The 18002-nt window shown below is 71.0% G+C and carries 10 protein-coding genes; 5 read left to right on the forward strand and 5 right to left on the reverse strand.

Annotated features, from left to right (window positions below; all coding sequences use genetic code 11):
• Positions 1-206: 206 nt before the first annotated feature.
• The 5 genes from ACFVU9_RS25420 to ACFVU9_RS25440 form a co-directional block, all read right to left on the reverse strand.
• Positions 207-3248 carry an alpha-mannosidase gene (locus tag ACFVU9_RS25420; RefSeq protein ID WP_387597048.1) on the reverse strand — a complete coding sequence of 1014 codons (3042 nt, stop codon included), beginning with the start codon at positions 3246-3248 and terminating at the stop codon, positions 207-209.
• Between the two features lie 34 nt (positions 3249-3282).
• Positions 3283-4548: a glycosyl hydrolase gene (locus ACFVU9_RS25425; RefSeq protein WP_387597051.1), complete on the reverse strand. Its 1266-nt coding sequence runs from the start codon at positions 4546-4548 to the stop codon at positions 3283-3285.
• A 32-nt stretch (positions 4549-4580) separates the two neighbouring features.
• Positions 4581-5435 carry a carbohydrate ABC transporter permease gene (locus tag ACFVU9_RS25430; protein WP_380446495.1) on the reverse strand — a complete coding sequence of 285 codons (855 nt, stop codon included), beginning with the start codon at positions 5433-5435 and terminating at the stop codon, positions 4581-4583.
• A gap of 5 nt (positions 5436-5440) precedes the next feature.
• Positions 5441-6313 carry a carbohydrate ABC transporter permease gene (locus ACFVU9_RS25435; RefSeq protein ID WP_380506679.1) on the reverse strand — a complete coding sequence of 291 codons (873 nt, stop codon included), beginning with the start codon at positions 6311-6313 and terminating at the stop codon, positions 5441-5443.
• 86 nt (positions 6314-6399) lie between these two features.
• Positions 6400-7689 carry an ABC transporter substrate-binding protein gene (locus tag ACFVU9_RS25440; protein ID WP_387597056.1) on the reverse strand — a complete coding sequence of 430 codons (1290 nt, stop codon included), beginning with the start codon at positions 7687-7689 and terminating at the stop codon, positions 6400-6402.
• Positions 7690-7852: 163 nt separating this feature from the next.
• Here ACFVU9_RS25440 and ACFVU9_RS25445 point away from each other — a divergent pair, with 163 nt between their 5' ends.
• The 5 genes from ACFVU9_RS25445 (at position 7853) to ACFVU9_RS25465 (ending at position 17878) form a co-directional block, all read left to right on the forward strand.
• The gene (locus tag ACFVU9_RS25445; RefSeq protein ID WP_387597059.1) at positions 7853-8935 is read left to right on the forward strand and encodes a LacI family DNA-binding transcriptional regulator; all 1083 of its coding nucleotides are present in this window, start codon (positions 7853-7855) and stop codon (positions 8933-8935) included.
• A gap of 156 nt (positions 8936-9091) precedes the next feature.
• Positions 9092-11245: an endo-beta-N-acetylglucosaminidase gene (locus ACFVU9_RS25450; protein WP_387597062.1), complete on the forward strand. Its 2154-nt coding sequence runs from the start codon at positions 9092-9094 to the stop codon at positions 11243-11245.
• Between the two features lie 284 nt (positions 11246-11529).
• A complete protein-coding gene (locus ACFVU9_RS25455; protein ID WP_387597065.1) occupies positions 11530-12816 on the forward strand; it encodes an RNA-guided endonuclease InsQ/TnpB family protein in 1287 nt (428 codons plus the stop codon).
• A 194-nt stretch (positions 12817-13010) separates the two neighbouring features.
• Positions 13011-17192, forward strand: coding sequence for an NEW3 domain-containing protein (locus ACFVU9_RS25460; protein WP_387597067.1), 4182 nt, complete (start codon positions 13011-13013; stop codon positions 17190-17192).
• 143 nt (positions 17193-17335) lie between these two features.
• Positions 17336-17878 (forward strand): hypothetical protein, encoded by a 543-nt coding sequence (locus ACFVU9_RS25465; RefSeq protein WP_387597070.1) that lies wholly within the window; start codon positions 17336-17338, stop codon positions 17876-17878.
• The last annotated feature ends 124 nt before the right edge of the window (positions 17879-18002 follow it).

The raw sequence follows: 18002 nt of genomic DNA on the forward strand, positions 1-18002 counted from the left end.
CCGTTGGCAGTCTGAAAATCACCCGTCACGCCCCTCTCCGCGGCCACCCCCTCCGCCACCCCCTCCCGCAGCCCGACCCTCTCGCCTTGGGTGGGTTTGGGGGTGGGGGGTGGCTGAGGGGGGTGGGTCGGTATGGGGTGGGGGGGTGGTTGAGGGGGAGGGGGGTGGTTGAGGGGGTGCACTGGTGGGGGTGGGGGTGCGGTCTGTCAGCCTTGTGTGCTCAGGCGCACGGTGACCAGTTCGAATGGGCGGAGGGCCAGGTCTACTGTGCCCTCGGTCACTGTCACGTCTCCCCGGGTGCCCTCCCACGGGCGTTCCAGCAGGTCGCACGGCTGGGCTTCGGCCAGCGGGAACGACGTGGTCAGACGGCCCCTCGCTCGGCCTCCGTTCGCCTCGTAGACGCGGACGATCAGGTCGCCGCTGCGGTCGTCGGCGAGTTTGACGGCGCTCACGACGATGGCGTCGTTGTCGACCGTCACCAGGGGGGTCACTGTCTCCTCGCTGCCGGTGACCCGCCGTTCGGGGAGGCCGATGCGGTAGCCCTCGCGGACGGCGTCGGCGATCGTGGCGCCGGGGACGAGGGCGTGGTGGAAGCGGTGCAGGCCCTGGTCGGTCTTGGGGTCGGGGAAGCGCGGGGCGCGCAGCAACGAGAAGCGGACGGTGGTGGTCGTCCCGCCGTCGGTGTCGCGCACGGTCCGGGTGACGTCGTGGCCGTAGGTCGACGCGGTGACGAGGGCGACGCCCCACCCGGGTTCGTCGAGGTGGACGAAGCGGTGGTTGCAGGCCTCGAACTTCGCGGCCTCCCAGCTGGTGTTGGTGTGGGTCGGGCGGTAGAGGTGGCCGAACTGGGTCTCCGCCGCGTAGCGCTCGGTGTGGAGGTCGAGCGGGAAGGCGGCCTTGAGGAACTTCTCGGTCTCGTGCCAGTCGACCTCGGTGTCGATGTCGAGGCGCTGCTCGCCCGCCCGCAGCGTGAGCGTCTGGACGACGCGGGACGAGCCGAAGGAGCGCTCGATCCGGACGCTCGCCCGGTCCGGGTGGGTGGTGGCGGTGATCGCGTCGACGTCGGTGAGGTCCGTTCCGGTGTTGCGGTAGAACTGGTCGACGTCCCACGCGTCCCACATGTTGGGGAAGTCGGGGTGCAGTTGGAGCAGGTTGGCCCTCGTGCCGGGGGCGACGGTCTCGCGGCCGCTCGCCACCTCGGTGACGGAGGTGATCAGGCCTTCGGTGTCGACGACGACGTCCAGCAGGCCGTTGTGGAGGGTGAATCCGCCTTCGGGGCGTTCGGTTGCGGCGCAGTTGCCGGGCGTGGTCGGTGTTGCTGCCGCTCCGCCTGCGGGCACCGAGGAGCGTTCGTGCGGTGCCGCGTTGAAGACCAGGTCGTGTCCGCCGGCGGCGTCACCGGCGAGGGCCTGCTGGGCGCGGCCGATGAGTGCTTCCAGTTCGGTGGCCAGCGCCGCGTACGTCGCCTCGGCCTCGCGGTGCACCCAGGCGATCGACGAGCCGGGCAGGATGTCGTGGAACTGGTGCAGCAGCACCGTCTTCCAGATCCGGTCCAGCTCCTCGTACGGGTAGGCGGCTCCGGTCCGCAACGTCGCGGTGGTGCACCAGAGTTCGGCTTCGCGCAGGAGGTTCTCGCTGCGCCGGTTGCCCTGCTTGGTCTTCGCCTGGCTGGTGAGCGTGGCCCGGTGCAGCTCCAGGTACAGCTCGCCGACCCACACCGGCGGGCTCGGGTACTCGGCCTCGGCCTTCGCGAAGAACTCGGCCGGCCGCTCCCAGCGGACCGTCGCCGAGCCCTCCAGGTCCTTCAGCCGCGCGGCCTTGGCGACCATCTCGCGCGTCGTGCCGCCACCGCCGTCGCCCCAGCCGGTCGGCGCGAGCGAGTGCCTGGCCACCCCCTTGTCCTTGAAGTTGCGGGCGGCGTGGGCGATTTCGCTGCCCTTCATCGAGCAGTTGTAGGTGTCCACGGGCGGGAAGTGGGTGAAGATCCTCGTCCCGTCAATCCCCTCCCACAGGAACGTGTGGTGCGGGAACGTGTTGACCTGGCTCCACGAGATCTTCTGCGTCAGCAGCCACTTGGAGCCCGCGTTGCGGATGATCTGCGGCAGGCCGCCGGTGAAGCCGAACGTGTCGGGCAGCCAGGCCTCGTGGTTCTCCACCCCGAACTCGTCCAGGAAGAAGCGTTTCCCGTGGACGAATTGACGTGCCATCGCCTCCGAGCTCGGCATGTTGGTGTCCGACTCCACCCACATGCCGCCGGCCGGTACGAACCGCCCGTCGGCCACGGCCTTGCGCACGCGTGCGTACACCTCGGGGCGGTGCTCCTTGATCCACGCGAACTGCTGCGCCTGGGACATGGTGTAGAGGAAGTCGGGCTCGTCCTCCAACAGCGCCGTCATGTTGGCGGTGGTGCGGGCCACCTTCCGGACCGTCTCCCGCAGCGGCCACAGCCAGGCCGAGTCGATGTGGGCGTGGCCGATCGCACTGATCCGGTGGGCGGATGGGGCCGCGGGGGTGGAGAGTACGGTGTTCAGCGCCGAACGGGCTTGTGGGGCAGTTTTGTTGACGTTCTGCAGGTCGATCGCGTCCAGTGCTCGTTCCACGGCGCGCAGGATCTCCCAGCGGCGGGCGCTCTCGACCGGCAGTTCGGCCATCAGTTCGCCGAGGACCTCCAGGTCGATCACCAGCTGCCACACCGTCTCGTCGAAGACGGCGAGGTCCATCCGGGTGAGCTTGTACTGGGGTTCGGTGCCGGCTGTCTCCTTGTCGCCCAACTCGGTCGGCAGGAACGGGTGGTAGTCGAGGATGACCGGGTTGGACGCCGCTTCCACGTGCAGGAGGACCGGTTCGCCGCCGACTGCCGGGGAGGCCGCGCGCACCCACTGGTTCTGCGGGTTGAGGCCCTTCACCGGCGTGCCGTCCGGGCGGTAGACGAGGCCCTCGCACTGGAATCCGGGCATGTTGGCGTCGAAGCCGAGGTCGATCAGCGCCTCGACCGTCCGCCCGGCCCACGCCTGCGGCACCGTGCCGGTCACGGTGAGCCAGCTGGTGCCCCACGGCGCGCCCCAGGCGTCGCCGACCGCGATCGGGGAGCGCGGCGCCGCCAGGCCCTCGGCGACCGGGACGGGCTCGCCGGGCGCCGTCCAGATGCCGACGGTCAGCGGGACGGACTCGGGGTACACGGCGGGGCGGATGCGCTCGTCGAGGACGCGCTTGAGGCGGGACTCGACCAGGGTGCGGTCATCGTGCATGTCGGCGGCTCCGTTGCTTGGCTGGGGGAACGGCTCAGAGAGAACGTACGTCGTCGGGGTGGACCACCTCGGTGATTCCGCGTGCGGCCAGGTGCGCGCGGTCCTCGGCGTGCTCGGCGAGGACGGTGGTCGGACGGGCGCCCGCCTCGGTGAGGCGCATGAACGCCTCGAAGACCGCGCCGCCGGGCCCGCAGACCGAGCGCTTCGGCGCCGTGACCTCGTCGCCGGCGGCGATCACCACCGCCGTCGTCCGCGGCTTGGGCGGCTGCCACGCGCGGCGAGCCTCGGCGGCGGCCTCGGCGAGCCGGGCGCCGGCCGGCTTGACCTTCCGGTCGGTGGTCAACAGGCCGAGGCCGTACTCGAGTTCGGGGAAGTCGGCGAGCGAGCGGTCGACGTCGTGCGAGCACCACCAGGTGACGCCCCACAGGTCCGGGCAGTCCAGGACGGCCTCGACGGTCGCGCCGGTGAAGCGCGCGGCGTCCTCCGGGGCGATGTGCGGGGCCGGGGCGCCGACCTCCTGGAGCCAGACCGGGCGCGCCGGGTCGTCCGCCCACGCCTTGGCGAGCTCGACCAGGTAGGCGGCGTGCTGCGCGGTCGCGGCGGACGCGGCGCCGTAGCGTTGGGCGGTGCCGTTGAACACCCACGAGTGCACGGCCGTCGCCGCGCCGATCCGCGCCGAGTGCCACGGCGTGAACGGGTGCCCGTCGAGGTAGTAGGCGGCGTCGTAGGAGGCGTGCAGGTGGAGCCGGCCGGGCGCGCCCTCCTCGCACGCGGCGAGCATGCGGCGCAGCCACGCGTCGGCCTGCCCGGGGGTGATCCGGTCGGGGTCGGGGTGCGGGTCGCCGGCGAACTGGTTGATCTCGTTGCCGAGCGTCAGGCCGAGGAAGTTGGACTTCTCGCGCAGTGCCTCGGCGAGGGTGCGCAGGTAGGCGGCCTGGCCGTCGAGGACGTCGGGGTCGGTGAAGACGTTCCGCCGGTGCCAGGTCCGGGTCCAGGACGGCAGGAAGTCGAAGCTGGAGAGGTGGCCCTGGAGGCCGTCCACGGCGACGTCGAGCCCGCGCTCCCCGGCGGCGTCCACGAGCGCGGCGAGCTGCTCGACGGCGCGCGGGCGGATCAGCGTGCGGTTGGGCTGGAAGAGCGGCCAGAGCGGGAACACCCGGACGTGGTCGAGGCCGAGCGCGGCGACCGAGTCGAGGTCGGCGCGGACGGCGTCGAGGTCGAAGTCGAGCCAGTGGTGGAACCAGCCTGTGGTGGGGGTGTAGTTGACGCCGAAGCGGGGGACGTGCGGAGCGGTGGTCATGGATCCTCAACGAGTAGACGGGACGGTGGGGATCAGCCTTTGACGGCTCCCTCTTCCACGCCCTTGAAGAAGAAGCGCTGGCAGGCGGCGAACACCAGGACGATCGGCAGGAAGGCGATCATCGTGCCGGCCGCGATCAGCCGGGGGTTCGCGGAGAACGTGCCGTTGAGGTACTGGAGTCCGACGGTGAGCGTGTACTTCTGCGGGTCGTTGAGCACGATCAGCGGCCACAGGAAGTCGTCCCAGGCGCCGATGAACGTGAAGATGACGATCACGCTGAGCATGCCGCGCACGTTCGGCAGGCCGATGTGCCACAGCCGCTGCCACACGGTGGCGCCGTCGACCAGGGCGGCCTGGTCGAGTTCGGCGGGCACGGCGGCGAACGCCGTCCGCATCAGCAGCACGTTGAGCATCGCGAGCGCGCCGGGCAGCGCCACGCCGACCAGGCTGTCGGCCAGGCCGAGGCTGCGCACGAGCACGTACTGGGAGACGATCGTGACCTCGCCGGGCAGCACGAGCGTGGCGAGGAACAGGCCGAACACGAGCTTGGCGCCGCGGAACCGCAGCCGGGCGAGCGCGTAGCCGGCGAGGGTGCAGCCGGCGACGTTGCCCGCGATGCAGATCGCGGCCACGATCACGGAGTTGAGGGCGTAGGTCCACACCGGGATGGTGTCGGCGACCTTCCCGTAGTTGCCGAAGGTCAGGTCCTCGGGCAGGAAGTCCGGCGTCCGGGTGTACACGTCCTCGCCCGGGCCCTTGAGGGACGTGGACAGCTGCCACAGGAACGGGCCGATGACGAGGAGCAGCACGAGGACGAGGAGTGCGTAGCGTGCCGCCGTCCGCGCGGGGGTGGGGGTGTTGAAGGCCCTGGAGCGTCGGGTCGCCATCGGGTTCAGTCCGCCTTCCGGTTCAGGCGCGTCAGGAGCAGCATCGGGCCGAGCGTGATGACGAACAGCAGCAGGCTGAGCGCGGAGGCGTAGCCGAGGTGGCCGGTGAAGCCGCGGCTGTACATCTGGATGAGCATCACCACGGACATGTCCCGGCCGCCGGGGCCGCCCTGGCCGTTGGAGAGCACGTACAGCTCGGAGAAGACGCGCAGGGAGCTGACCGAGATGAGTACGGAGACGAGCATCATCGTCGGCCGCACGCCCGGGAGCGTGACGTGCCACAGCCGGCGCAGCGGGCTCGCGCCGTCGACGGCGGCGGCCTCGTGCAGCTCGCGCGGCACGTTGGCGAGGGCGGACAGGTAGATGACCATGTAGTAGCCGAGGCCCTTCCACGTGGTCAGGGCGATGGCGCTGAAGAGCAGGAGCCAGCGGTCGGTGAGGAAGGTGACCGGGGTGTCGGTGAGTCCGCTCTGCTGGAGGACGCCGTTGACGAGGCCGCGGTCGTCCAGCACCCAGCCCCAGATCAGTGCGACGACGACGGCGGAGGCGATGACGGGCGTGTAGAAGGCGGTGCGGAAGAAGGTGATGCCGGGGGCCTTCCGCTGGACGAGGAGGGCGAGCAGCAGCGGCAGGACCGTCAGGAGGGGCAGGCAGACCAGCATGAAGACGATGCTGTTGAGCAGGGCGTCGGCGAGCTGCTCGTCGTCGAGGAGGCGTCCGTAGTTCTCCAGGCCGGTGAACGTGCCGCCGCCCAGCGGCTTGGCGTTGGTGAAGGACAGGATCACCGTGTTGACGGCCGGCCACAGGTTGAAGACGGCCAGCCAGAGTAACGCGGGCCCGGCGAGCAGCCAGGGTGTGAACCAGCGCCGGTGGGTCATGCGGAGTGCCTTCCTGGGGCCTGGGGGCGGTGCGGTCGTTCCCGGGAGCGGCGGGGTGGGGGCGCCCGCCGTCCGGGCCCGCGGGATCAGCCCTTGAGCAGCTTGTCGCACTGCTGGACCGCGGAGTCGAGCGCCTGCTTGGAGCTCGCCTGGCCGCTGATCGCCAGGGCGATCTGCTGGTTGACGACCGTGCTCATCGCGTCGTCGATCACGACGGGCTGGATGAGCTTCGCCTTGGCCAGCGAGGCGAAGGCGATCACCTTGGCGTCGCCCGCGTTGGTGCCGTCGCCCTTGCTGAAGAACGGGTCGTCGGCGGAGGCCTTGGTGGACGGGAAGACGCTGGTCAGGTGGGCCAGCCCGGCCTGGTTCTCGGGGCTGGTGAGCCAGCGGGCCAGGGCCACCGCGGCGGCCGGGTTCTTGGTGCTCTTCGGGATGGACACGCCCTGGACGTACAGCGGCGGCGTGTTGAACGCGGCGGACGGGACGACCTTGGGGGCGAGCGTCGGGTTGTCGGTGGCGAGCGAGGTGATGTAGTTGGCGCCGGCGGTGGTCCAGGCCGCGGTGCCGGAGTTGAAGAGCTTGCTGTTGCCCGCGTAGGTGTTGGTGAGGACGTCGTTGGGCAGCAGGCCCTCCTTGAAGGCGTCGCGGTACTTGTCGAGCAGTGCGGCGGCTTCGGGGGTGTTGAAGGTGAAGGACTTGCCGTCGTCGGCCATGATCTTCACGCCGGCGTTGTAGAGGTCGCCGATGCCCGGCTTGCGGCTCATCAGGTAGGCCTTGCCGCCGGACCTGTCCTTCATGACGCGGGCCTGGGCGATGAGTTCGTCCAGGTTGGCGGGGAGCTTCTTCGGGTCCAGGCCGTTCTGGCTGAGGAGGTCCGAACTCCAGTAGTTCACATCGGTGTTGAGGTACCAGGGGTAGCCGTAGACGCCGTCCTGGCCGACGAAGCGGTAGGCGTCGACGCCGCCGCTGACGTACTCGTCGGCGAGCTTCGGGTCGGCCTTGGAGACGTCGAGGAGGAGGTCCTTCTTCGCCAGGGGGAGGGCGAAGTCCGGCGGGAGGTTGACCACGTCGGGGAGGTCGCCCGCGGCGGCCTGGCTGAGCACCTTGTTGGAGTAGCCGTCGCCGGGCTGGTCCAGCCAGTCGACCTCGACGCCCGGGTACTTCTTCTTGAAGCCGTCGATCACGCCCTGCATGTAGTCGGTGAACTTCGGCTTGAGCGCCCAGGTCTGGAGCGAGACCTTCCCCTTGACCTCGCCGGTCGCGGCCGCACTGGCCACGCTGTCGCCGTTCTTGCCGTCGCCGGAGCCGAGTCCGCAGCCGGCGAGTGCGGCGGCGGTGACCGCCGTTGTCGTCAGTGCCGCCCAGATTCTTCGCATTGAGGGTCTCCCGGTCCAGGGTGGTGGGTGGGGGATGCTGCTCAGTTGTGCGTACGCAGGGGGATTGCGCGGGAATTCGGAACCTGACTTACTAAACCGGTCTAGCTATGCCAGGGACTATGCTCCCGCCTAAACTTGGATGTCAAGAGAGGAGTCGGGTCCCGTGGGCAGACCGACGATCGCCGACATCGCCCGGCAGGCCGGTGTCTCCAAGGGCGCGGTGTCCTTCGCGCTCAACGGGCGACCCGGGGTGAGCGAGGCGACCAGGGCCCGGATCCTGCGGGTCGCCGAGGAGATGAACTGGCGGCCGCACAGCGCCGCCCGCGCCCTCGGCGGCGCCCGGGCCGACGCCGTCGGCCTCGTGATCGCCCGGCCCGCCCGCACCATCGGGGTCGAGCCGTTCTTCAGCCAGCTGCTCTCCGGGCTCCAGGCGGTGCTCTCGGCCAGCTCGGTCGCGCTGCACCTGATGGTCGTCGAGGACACCGCCGCCGAGATCGGGGTCTACCGGCGCTGGGCCTCCGAGCACCGCGTCGACGGCTTCATCGTCGTCGACCTGCAGACCCGCGACCCGCGGCTGCCCGTACTGGACGAACTCGGGCTGCCCGCGGTCGTCCTGGGCGGGCCCGGCAAGGGCGGCGGCCGGCTGCGGATCTGGGCCGACGACCGGGAGGCGATGCTCTCCATCGTCGACTACCTGGCCGCCATCGGGCACCGCAGGATCGCCCACCTCGCCGGGCTCCCGCACTTCCAGCACACCCAGCGGCGGATCCGCGCGCTGCGCGACGCCTCGCGTCGGCTCGGGCTGGAGGAGGCGGTCTCGGTGCCGACCGACTTCAGCGACGCCGAGGGCGCCGCGGCCACCCGCACGCTGCTCTCGCGCGCCCGGCGGCCCACCGCGATCGTCTACGACAGCGACGTGATGGCGGTGGCCGGCCTGGGCGTCGCCGGCGAGATGGGGGTCGCGGTGCCCGGCGAGCTGTCGATCGTCTCCTTTGACGACTCGGTGCTCGCCCGGATCGTCCACCCGCCGCTCACCGCGCTCAGCCGGGACACCTTCGCCCTCGGCGAGCAGGTGGCGCGCAGCCTGCTGGAGGCCCTGGACGGGGCCGGGCCCGGGCGGGACCTCCAGATGCCGACGCCGCGGCTGACCGTCCGGGAGTCGACGGCGCCGCCCGGGGCCGCGGTCGTTTCACCCGTGGGGGCGGTTGTTGCGCGGGTCGTTGACAGCGGTTCTGAACCGGTTTAGCCTCGCTGCGCCGAGGGGGTCCGGCACCCTGCCCGTTGATTGCGTACCGTCAGCCGATCGCCGGCGCCTCCTCCGATGCGCATCGTCACGCCCGCATGCACCGGGCCCGCCGCGCCGGTGGGCCCGCCCCCTCCTCCGCTCGATCGGAGTCAGCGCATGTCCAGACGTCTCCCCCTGCTGCTCAGTGCCGCGCTCGCCGCCGCCGCGCTGGGCGTCGTGCCCGCCGCCCACGCCTCGCCCGCCGCACCCCCGCCCGCCGCGCCCCCGGCCGTGAAGGCTGCCGCGGCCGGCAGCCAGCCCTACGCGTCGTACTGGTACCCCGGCACCATCCTCACCTGGGACCCGTCCACCGACCCCGACGCCCGCTTCAACCGCTCCCGCGTCCCCCTCCAGCCGCGCACCAGCGACCCGTCCCTCGCGGCCAACCCCAACGCCCGTGCGGGGGAAGGGAAGATAGCCTCCCTGGTCTCCTTCGCCCCCACCTCGAACAACCCCTCCCAGGGCTCCGCCGACCCCAACTACTACGCCTTCGGCTACTGGCAGTACGTCGACAAGCTCGTCTTCTGGGGCGGCTCGGCGGGTGAAGGTCTCATCCTCGCCCCCAACCCGACCGTCATCGACGCGGCCCACCGCAACGGCGTCAAGGTCTACGGCACCGTCTTCTTCCCGCCCGCGGCCTACGGCGGCCAACTGCAGTGGGTACGCGACTTCGTCCAGAAATCCGGCGACCGCTACCCCGTCGCCGACAAGCTCGTCCAGGCCGCCCAGTACTACGGTTTCGACGGCTGGTTCATCAACCAGGAGACGGGCGGCGGCGATCAGGCCCTCGCCGGGCAGTTGCGCGACCTCATGCAGTACACCAAGGCGCGCAGCGGCGGCACCGACTTCATGTGGTACGACGCCATGACCACTTCCGGCGCCGTCGACTGGCAGAATGCGCTCACCACCGCGAACTCGCCGTTCCTGCAAGATGGTTCGAAGCGCACCTCGGACTCGATGTTCCTCAACTTCGGCTGGACGCCGTCGGGTCTGGACTCCTCCCGCACGCTGGCCCGGCAACTCGGCCGCAGCGAGTACGAGCTCTACTCCGGCATCGACACCGAGGCCAACGGCTCCAACACGAGCGTCGACTGGAACACGCTCTTCCCCGCCGGGCAGCCGCACACCACCTCGCTCGGCCTCTACCGGCCCGAGTGGACCTGGAAGTCGGCCACCGACCGCAACGACTTCTACGCCAAGGACTCCCGCTACTGGGTCGGCGCCAACGCCGACCCCTCCAACACCAACCTGTCCGACTCCTGGCCCGGCCTCGCCAGTTACGTCGCCGAGTCCTCGCCCGTCACGGCCAAGCCGTTCGTCACCAACTTCGACACCGGGCAAGGGGACTTCTACAACGCCGGCGGCACCCGCGTGGCCACCGGCGGCTGGAACAACCTCTCCCTCCAGGACGTCCCGCCCACCTACCGCTGGATCGTCGACTCCGACGGCAGCAGGCTCACCCCGTCCGTCGACTTCACCGACGCCTACCAGGGCGGCTCCTCGCTGCGCCTCACCGGCACGCTCGACTCCGCCAACACCGTGCGGCTCTACCAGACCAGCCTGCCCGTCGCGGCGGACACGCGGCTGTCGATGGTCGTGAAGACTCCGGGCGCCGGCCCGACCAAGCTCAAGGCCGCAGTCTCCTTCACCGACGCGCCGGACAGCTTCACCACCCTCGACGTGGGCGCCGACACCGGTACGGGCTGGGAGCGCCACACCCTCGACCTGTCGCCGTACGCGGGCCGCACGATTGCCCAGATCGGGCTCCGGGTCGAAGGGTCCGACCCCGCGTACGACGTCCGGATCGGCCAACTCGCCGTCTACGACGGCTCGGTGGAGGCTCCGGCCGCGCCCGCAGGGCTCACCGTCCTCGGCGCGAGCGACGTGGTGGCCGGCGCCAGCCAGTCCCTGCGGCTCTCGTGGACGGCGGCGCCCGGCGGAAACGTCCACCACTACGAGGTGTACCGGCGCAACGCCGACGGCACCCGGACGTTCCTCGGTGCCACGCCCAACGACGCCTATTTCGTCGGCAAGTTGGACCGGGCGGGCGGCGAGGACAGTACGGTGGTCGACGTCGAGGCGGTCTCGACGACGTACGGCCGCTCGGCGGCCGCGTCCACCACGGTGGCCTGGACGGCCGCGCCCTCCGGCAGCAACCTCGCGCTCAACCGGCCCGCCACCGCCTCCGGCCAGCCGGGATCACAGGCGTTGTGCTCATCAGCAGTGCTGGAACCAGGTCGGGAAGCTCGTGATGCAGGCGGTGCGATCTGATGGCTTTGAAGCTGTTGGCTGGCTTCGAGATGGCCACTTAGGTCCCGAAGTTGACGCGTAGGTGAACGCGATCGCCTTCCATCATTTGGACTCGAACAGTTCTGTCTCGCGGTCCGCACGCACGGACCACGTGATTTCTGGCATGCGGGTCGGGCGGGGGTGGTGAACACATAGCGCTGGTGGTTCGTCACAGAACCGGCGGGCGTTAGCAGAAATGCACCGCTCCGATCAATTCTGGTCGCCTGATTGACAACCATGAAATGACTCAACATAGGGTGATTCTCGTGAAGGCTGACATGGGGCGCCGGCACCGGCTGTACCCCACCGTGGACCAGGAGGAGATCCTGATCCGGTGGGGTCACACCTGCCGTGCCCTGTGGAACGTGGCCCTGGAACAGCGCCGGTACGTGTACCGTCAGCGCGGGACTACCCTCATGGGATCAGCCCAGTGCGGGCAGCTCACCGCCGCCCGCGCCGAACTGGACTGGATGGCCGACCTGCCGGCCGAGTGCGGTCAGCGCGTGCTGGCGAATCTGGACGCGGCCTACCTGAACTTCTGGAACCCCAACCACCCGGCCGGATTCCCTGCGCGGAAGAAGCGCCGGGAGCGCATGTCGATTCCGTTCAAGGGCCAGCGCATCGAGGTCCACAAGCTCAACCGGCACTGGGCCGAGGTGCGGCTGCCCAAGCTCGGATGGGTGCGGTTCCGGCTCTCCCGCGCCCTCGGGGGCACCATCCGCAACGCCACCGTGTCCCGGGATGGAACCGGCTGGCACGTCTCCTTCGGCGTCCATATGGGCCGCATCCCCGACGCACCGAACGGAAGGCCGGGCTGCGGCGTTGACTTCGGAGTCGCGGCCTCGGCGTTCGCCTCCACCGAGACCGAGCCCCGGCTCATGCCGCCCACTCTCACCAAGGCCGAACAGGCCCGGCTCAAGCACCTGGAGCGCAAGAAAGCCCGGCAGCTCACCTACGCCAAGAAGCACAACGGCGGTCGCTACTCCAACCGGCTGCGCCGCACCATGGCCGAGATCGCCAAGATCAGGGCCCGGCAGGCCAACCGCCGGGCCGACTTCACGCACAAGCTCACCACTGACCTCGCCCAAAACCACGGCTTCGTCGGCATCGAAGACCTGCGCGTGAATTACATGACCAAGAGCGCCAAGGGCACCATGGACACCCCCGGGAAGAACGTGGCGGCAAAGGCCGGCCTGAACCGGTCGATCCTGGACAACGCGCCCGGCGAGCGACGCCGCCAGCTTGAGTACAAGTGCCGCATGTACAGTTCCGAGCTCATCCCGGTACCGGCGTTCCATACCTCCCAGACGTGCGGCAATCCCGCATGCGGCAAGGTCGATCCCGCCAGCCGTCCCGGCTGTGGACGGCTGTTCCGTTGCGTGAATTGCGGCTGGGAAGACGACGCTGATCACAATGCCTCGATGGAGATCGAGGTCCGAGCCCGCCGGACGGGTGGCTCGGTCATCAACAGCACGCGCAGCGCCGAACCGGCGCGAGTCCCGGCCCAAACCCGGAGGCGGACGCGTGAAGCCCTACCGGCCACCCACGGGTAGTCGAAGGGAATCGCCTCCCGTTCGCGGGGGCGAGGATCGTCAATTGCCCCAGGCCTCGAACTCGTGAATTCGGGCGGCCGGACTGGTGTTCTGGATGGGCTTGGTGACGACCAGCCGCACGTACCGGGCAATCACGTTCACCGGGTGGGTGGTGACTCAGCAGCCTCCCCTCGCTTGTCTTGGAAAGGACGCCCGTGCCGGTCACCATCACCGCCGTCGAGAGCACCGACCTGTTCGTGGGCCCCGAGGACGCCCCGCGCCAGGTGCTGCGAGTCACCGTCGACGGCCCCTCCGCCCGGATCGCCGTCAGCGGTCCCGGCGTGCGCGGCGAGGCGGCCGGCACGGGGGAGGTCGAAGTCCCGCTGGAGATCACCGGCGCCGCCGTCGGGGACCGGCTGCCGGTCACCGTGACGGCCGGGGACTTCGAGGCCGAGGCCGTCGTCGAGGTCGCCGAGCCCGGCTGGACGATGTTCCTCGTCTCGCACTTCCACTACGACCCGGTCTGGTGGAACACCCAGGCCGCCTACACCTCCCCCTGGGAACTGCTCTCCGCCGACGCGACCACCCGCCCGCTCTGGGAGCGCAACGGCTTCGCGCTCGTCGACGCGCACCTGGACCTCGCGCTGCGCGACCCGGTCTACAAGTTCGTCCTCGCCGAAGTCGACTACCTGAAACCGTACTTCGACCAGCACCCCGAGCGGCGGGCGGAGCTCCGGACGCTGCTGGCACGCGGCCAGGTCGAGCTGGTCGGCGGCACCTACAACGAGCCGAACACCAACCTCACCGGCGCCGAGACGACCATCCGCAACATCGTGTACGGCATCGGCTACCAGCGCGACATCCTCGGCGGCGATCCGCAAACCGCCTGGCAGCTGGACGTGTTCGGGCACGACCCGCAGTTCCCCGGGCACCTCGCCGCGGCCGGCCTCACCGGCAGCGCCTGGGCGCGCGGGCCGTTCCACCAGTGGGGCCCGATCCAGAAGAACTTCCGCGAGGGCAAGGACGACGCCCGGGTGATGCAGTTCCCGAGCGAGTTCGAGTGGATCGCCCCGAGCGGCGACGGCGTCCTCACCCACTACATGCCGCACCACTACTCGGCCGGCTGGTGGATGGACTCCTCCCCGGACCTCGCCACCGCCGAACGGGCCGTCCACGACCTGTACCGCAAGCTCAAGCCCGTCGGCGCGACGCGGAACCTGCTGCTGCCCGTCGGGACGGACTACACCCCGCCCAACAAGTGGGTCACCGCGATCCACCGCTCCTGGGCCGCCAAGTACCTGTGGCCGCGCTTCGTGTGTGGGACGCCGAGGGACTTCCTCGACGCCGTCCGAGCCGAACTTGCCTCCACGGGGCGCCGGTTGAGCCCACAGACACGCGACATGAACCCGGTGTACACCGGCAAGGACGTCTCGTACATCGACACCAAGCAGGCCCAGCGCGCGGGCGAGGTCGCCGCCGTGGACGCCGAGAAGCTCGCCACGCTGGCATCCGTCCACGGGCTCGGCCGGTACCCGTCGGCGGCGATGGACAAGGTGTGGCGCCACCTCGCGTACGGCGCCCACCACGATGCCATCACCGGCTCCGAGTCCGACCAGGTGTACCTCGACCTGCTCGGCGGCTGGCGCGAGGCGCACGACCTCGCGGCGGAGGTGCGGGACGCGGCGCTGGACGCTCTGGCCGCCCGGATCTCCCTTGAGGGAACCGGTTTTGGGGTGGTCGTAACGAACACGCTCTCGTTCGACCGCACGGATCTGGTCGCCGTGCGGCTGCCCCCGGACGTTCGCGCGGTACGGGTGCTGGACCCGCTCGGTGCGGAGGTGCCGAGCGTCGTCGACCGGGGGACGCTGCGGTTCCTGGCGGCGGACGTTCCCGCGCTGGGGTGGCGCACGTGGCGGCTGGTGCCGTCGGGCGAGCCGGCTGCGGCCTGGACGGCCGAGGACGGGTGGACGATCGCCAACGGGCGGTACCGGGTTCGGGCCGATCCGGCGCGCGGTGGCGGTCTCGCCTCGGTCTACGACCGGCTGCACGAACGGGAGTTGATCCGCGACGGCGCGATCGGCAACGAGCTGCGCGTCTACGAGGAGTACCCGCAGCACCCCGACTTCGGGGAGGGCCCCTGGCACCTGCTGCCCAAGGGGCCGGTGGTCGGGTCGGGTGCGGGCGCGGCTGTCGTCCGGCGGGAGGTCGGGCCGCTCGGGGAGCGGCTGGTGATCACGGGCTCCGTGGACGCCGTCCGCTACGAGCAGACGGTCACGCTGTGGCACGGGCTCGACCGGGTCGACTGCCGGACCCGGGTGGTCGACCACTCCGGCGCCGACCGCTTGCTGCGACTGCGCTTCCCCGTCGACCTCCCCGGCGCGCTGCCGGTCAGTGAGGTCGCGGGCGCGGTCGTCGGGCGGGGCTTCGCGATGCCCGACGTCGACTCGGCGGAGGCGCCGTGGACGCTCGACAACCCGGCCAACACCTGGTTCGGCCTCGGCGCGACGGCCCGCGCGGTGCTCCGCGACCCGGCGGGGTCGGTCCTCGGTGAGCGGGCGTTGGGCGTGGCGGAGGTCGTCGTGCCGGCGCTGGACTCGGCGGCCGGCGTCCGCGATCTCGTCGTGGCGCTCGCCCGGGTCGGCGTCACGGCCACGACTTCGGGCGCCGACTGGGCCCGGTACGGCTGGCTGGACGTGGACTCCAACCTGCCGGACTTCCGGATCGTCGTGGGCGGCCCGGAAGTCAACTCTGTGGCCAGGGATTTGATCGAGCGGGCGGGCGAGGAGTACGCGAGCGTGCTCAAGGCGCACGGTGCGGCGTGGGTGCCGGCGGTCGCGCCGCTGGCGGACGCGTGGCGGCCCGGCGCCGACCTGCGGGACCTGCGGGCGCTCCCGGCGCTCGTCGTCACGGACCCGGCCGGACTGGCGGCGGACCTGGCGGACGCGCGGATCGAGGTCGTCTGCCCGGTTCACGATCCGGACGCCCAACTGGCCGACCACACAGTCGCGTTGCTGAGCTACGGCCTGCCCGGCTTCGCGGTGGACACGACCGGCGCACTGCACCTCTCGCTGATGCGCTCCTGCACCGGCTGGCCGTCCGGCGTCTGGATCGACCCACCCCGGCGGACAGTGCCCGACGGCACCTCTTTCCAACTCCAGCACTGGACACACGAGTTCAGCTATGCGCTGGTCGGGGGAGCGGGCGACTGGCGGGCGCAGGCGCTGCCCGCGCAGGGGCAGGAGTTCAACCACCCGCTGTACGGCCGCGTCGTGCCCGCCCAGGAAGGTCCGCTGCCGTCCACCCTGTCGTGGCTGCGCGTCGAGCCGCAGCGGGAGGTGCTGCTGAGCGCGCTGAAGCCGGCGGGCAACCCGATCGCGCACGGGTCGGCGGCGTCGGCGGGTTCGGATCTCGCTGTCCGTCTGGTGGAGTCGACGGGCTTCGGACGGACGGTGACGCTCGGCGGCGCGCTGGGCCTGGGCGAGCTGCGGCAGGCGGACCTGCTGGAACGGCCGGCGGGCCCGGCCGACCTCGACCTCTCCGGCTCGCAGATCGTGACGCTGTTGGCGGCCCCCGCCCTCACGTCACCCCCGGAGGGTCCCGCCCTCGGCCCGGAGGCGGAGGCCGCCCAGCCGGTTCACGCCCGCTACTGGCTGCACAACCGGGGCCCGGCACCGCTCGGCTATCTGCCGGTGTCGGTGGGCGTCTCGCCCGGCCTGCTGCGGACGGCGGGGAATGCGGTGTCGGTCTCTGCGGTCCTCGCCTCGCACCTGCGCGACGCTGCGGTCGAGGGCACGGCCGTGGTCCTGCCGCCAGAGGGTTGGCGGACGAGCCTCGGCAGCCGCCCGTACCGTCTGGAGGCGGGCGGCCACGTACGCTTCCCGGTGACGCTCACCCCGCCTGCGGACGTCCCGCCGGGCCTGTACTTCGCCGCCGTGCGGCTGGAGCACGACGGCCAGGAGGTCGAGGACGTGGTGACGATCGCCGTCGGCGACCTGCCCGACCTGCTGCCCGTCCCGGGTGAGGCCCCCGAGGAGTGGGTGGCCACCCAGGGCACGAAGGCGACGAGCGGCCGGGACACGGGTCTGGAGGTAGCGGTCTCTTCCGAGGCCCTCGTTCTCACTCCCGGTGTCCGGACGAACCTCACCTTGACCCTCACCAACCGCACGCGGAGCGAGATCCGGGGCGAGCTGCAAGTGGTCTCCCCCTGGGGCACCTGGGCGGCGATCCCAGCCCCCGTCCGGGGCTTCCGCGTCCCGGCGGGGCAATCCTCCACCGCCACGTTCGACCTCACCGTGCCCGAGGACGCCGACGCTGGCGCCTACTGGGCAGTGGTCAAGGTGATGTGGTTCGGCCGCTGCCAGTACAGCCCGACCGTCGCCCTGGAGGTCCGCCGGTGACTCTCGGCCACCTCGACGGCCGCCCGCTGTCACGCAGGAACCTCGACCACCGTTTGACCGCCCTCCGAACCGGCCCCCGCTCAACAGCGCTTCCGCGGCCCGGGAGCCCCGAGGACCGTCAACTCACGAGGTGGGTGGCCCAGGTGATGTTGACCGAGGCCCTGTGCGAGGCAGTGGCCGCCGAACGCGGCCTGGCGGTGGCGGGTGGGGCGCCCGTCCACCTCGACCAACAGGCAGCCGTCGAGCTGGGCTCCATCACGGCAGCGGCCTTCGAAGGCAGCGCCGCCGTGCGGGCGGTCTACGAGGCCGTCACGGCGGACGTCGAGCCGTCGGCGGCCGAACTGGCGCACTACGGCGAGATGACGACCCGCCCGCCGTCCGTCGTCTGGCGCCTGGTGCTCCCCGACGGGGAGTACGAGGCGACCCCGGAATCGCTCCCGCTGGCCCTGGCCGACGCCCTGCGCAAGGCCCCGAGAGGAGAACGAGTCACCGCCGGCCGCTGGACAGCGACCCTCATCTCCGAGCACTCGACCACCCCCGACATCACCACCACCGTCCACGACGCCACCCGCCGCGCGGCCTTCACCCGCTGGCTCGACCGAGAACGGGCAGCCCGCCTCACCCTCGTAGCCGGACTGGAACACCCGGGCGACCCGGGCCAGCCCGACAACCACCACCGTCACTAGTGCAGCGCCGCGTTGATCCTTCGGGGGTTCATGCGGCTTTGAGTGGGCTGCCGTCGTGGGTCCGGCGGTAGGGCTCGGCGTCGTGTTCGTCGGAGGCCAAGACGAAGTCGGCGCTCGACGATGC

The organism is Kitasatospora sp. NPDC057936, assembly GCF_042887525.1.
In the GTDB taxonomy this organism is placed as follows: domain Bacteria; phylum Actinomycetota; class Actinomycetes; order Streptomycetales; family Streptomycetaceae; genus Kitasatospora.

Coding starts and splice junctions, on each gene's coding strand:
- ACFVU9_RS25420 (WP_387597048.1), bottom strand. CDS start 3,248: ATGCACGATGACCGCACCCTGGTCGAGTCCCGCCTCAAGCGCGTCCTC.
- ACFVU9_RS25440 (WP_387597056.1), bottom strand. CDS start 7,689: ATGCGAAGAATCTGGGCGGCACTGACGACAACGGCGGTCACCGCCGCC.
- ACFVU9_RS25450 (WP_387597062.1), top strand. CDS start 9,092: ATGTCCAGACGTCTCCCCCTGCTGCTCAGTGCCGCGCTCGCCGCCGCC.
- ACFVU9_RS25425 (WP_387597051.1), bottom strand. CDS start 4,548: ATGACCACCGCTCCGCACGTCCCCCGCTTCGGCGTCAACTACACCCCC.
- ACFVU9_RS25435 (WP_380506679.1), bottom strand. CDS start 6,313: ATGACCCACCGGCGCTGGTTCACACCCTGGCTGCTCGCCGGGCCCGCG.
- ACFVU9_RS25430 (WP_380446495.1), bottom strand. CDS start 5,435: ATGGCGACCCGACGCTCCAGGGCCTTCAACACCCCCACCCCCGCGCGG.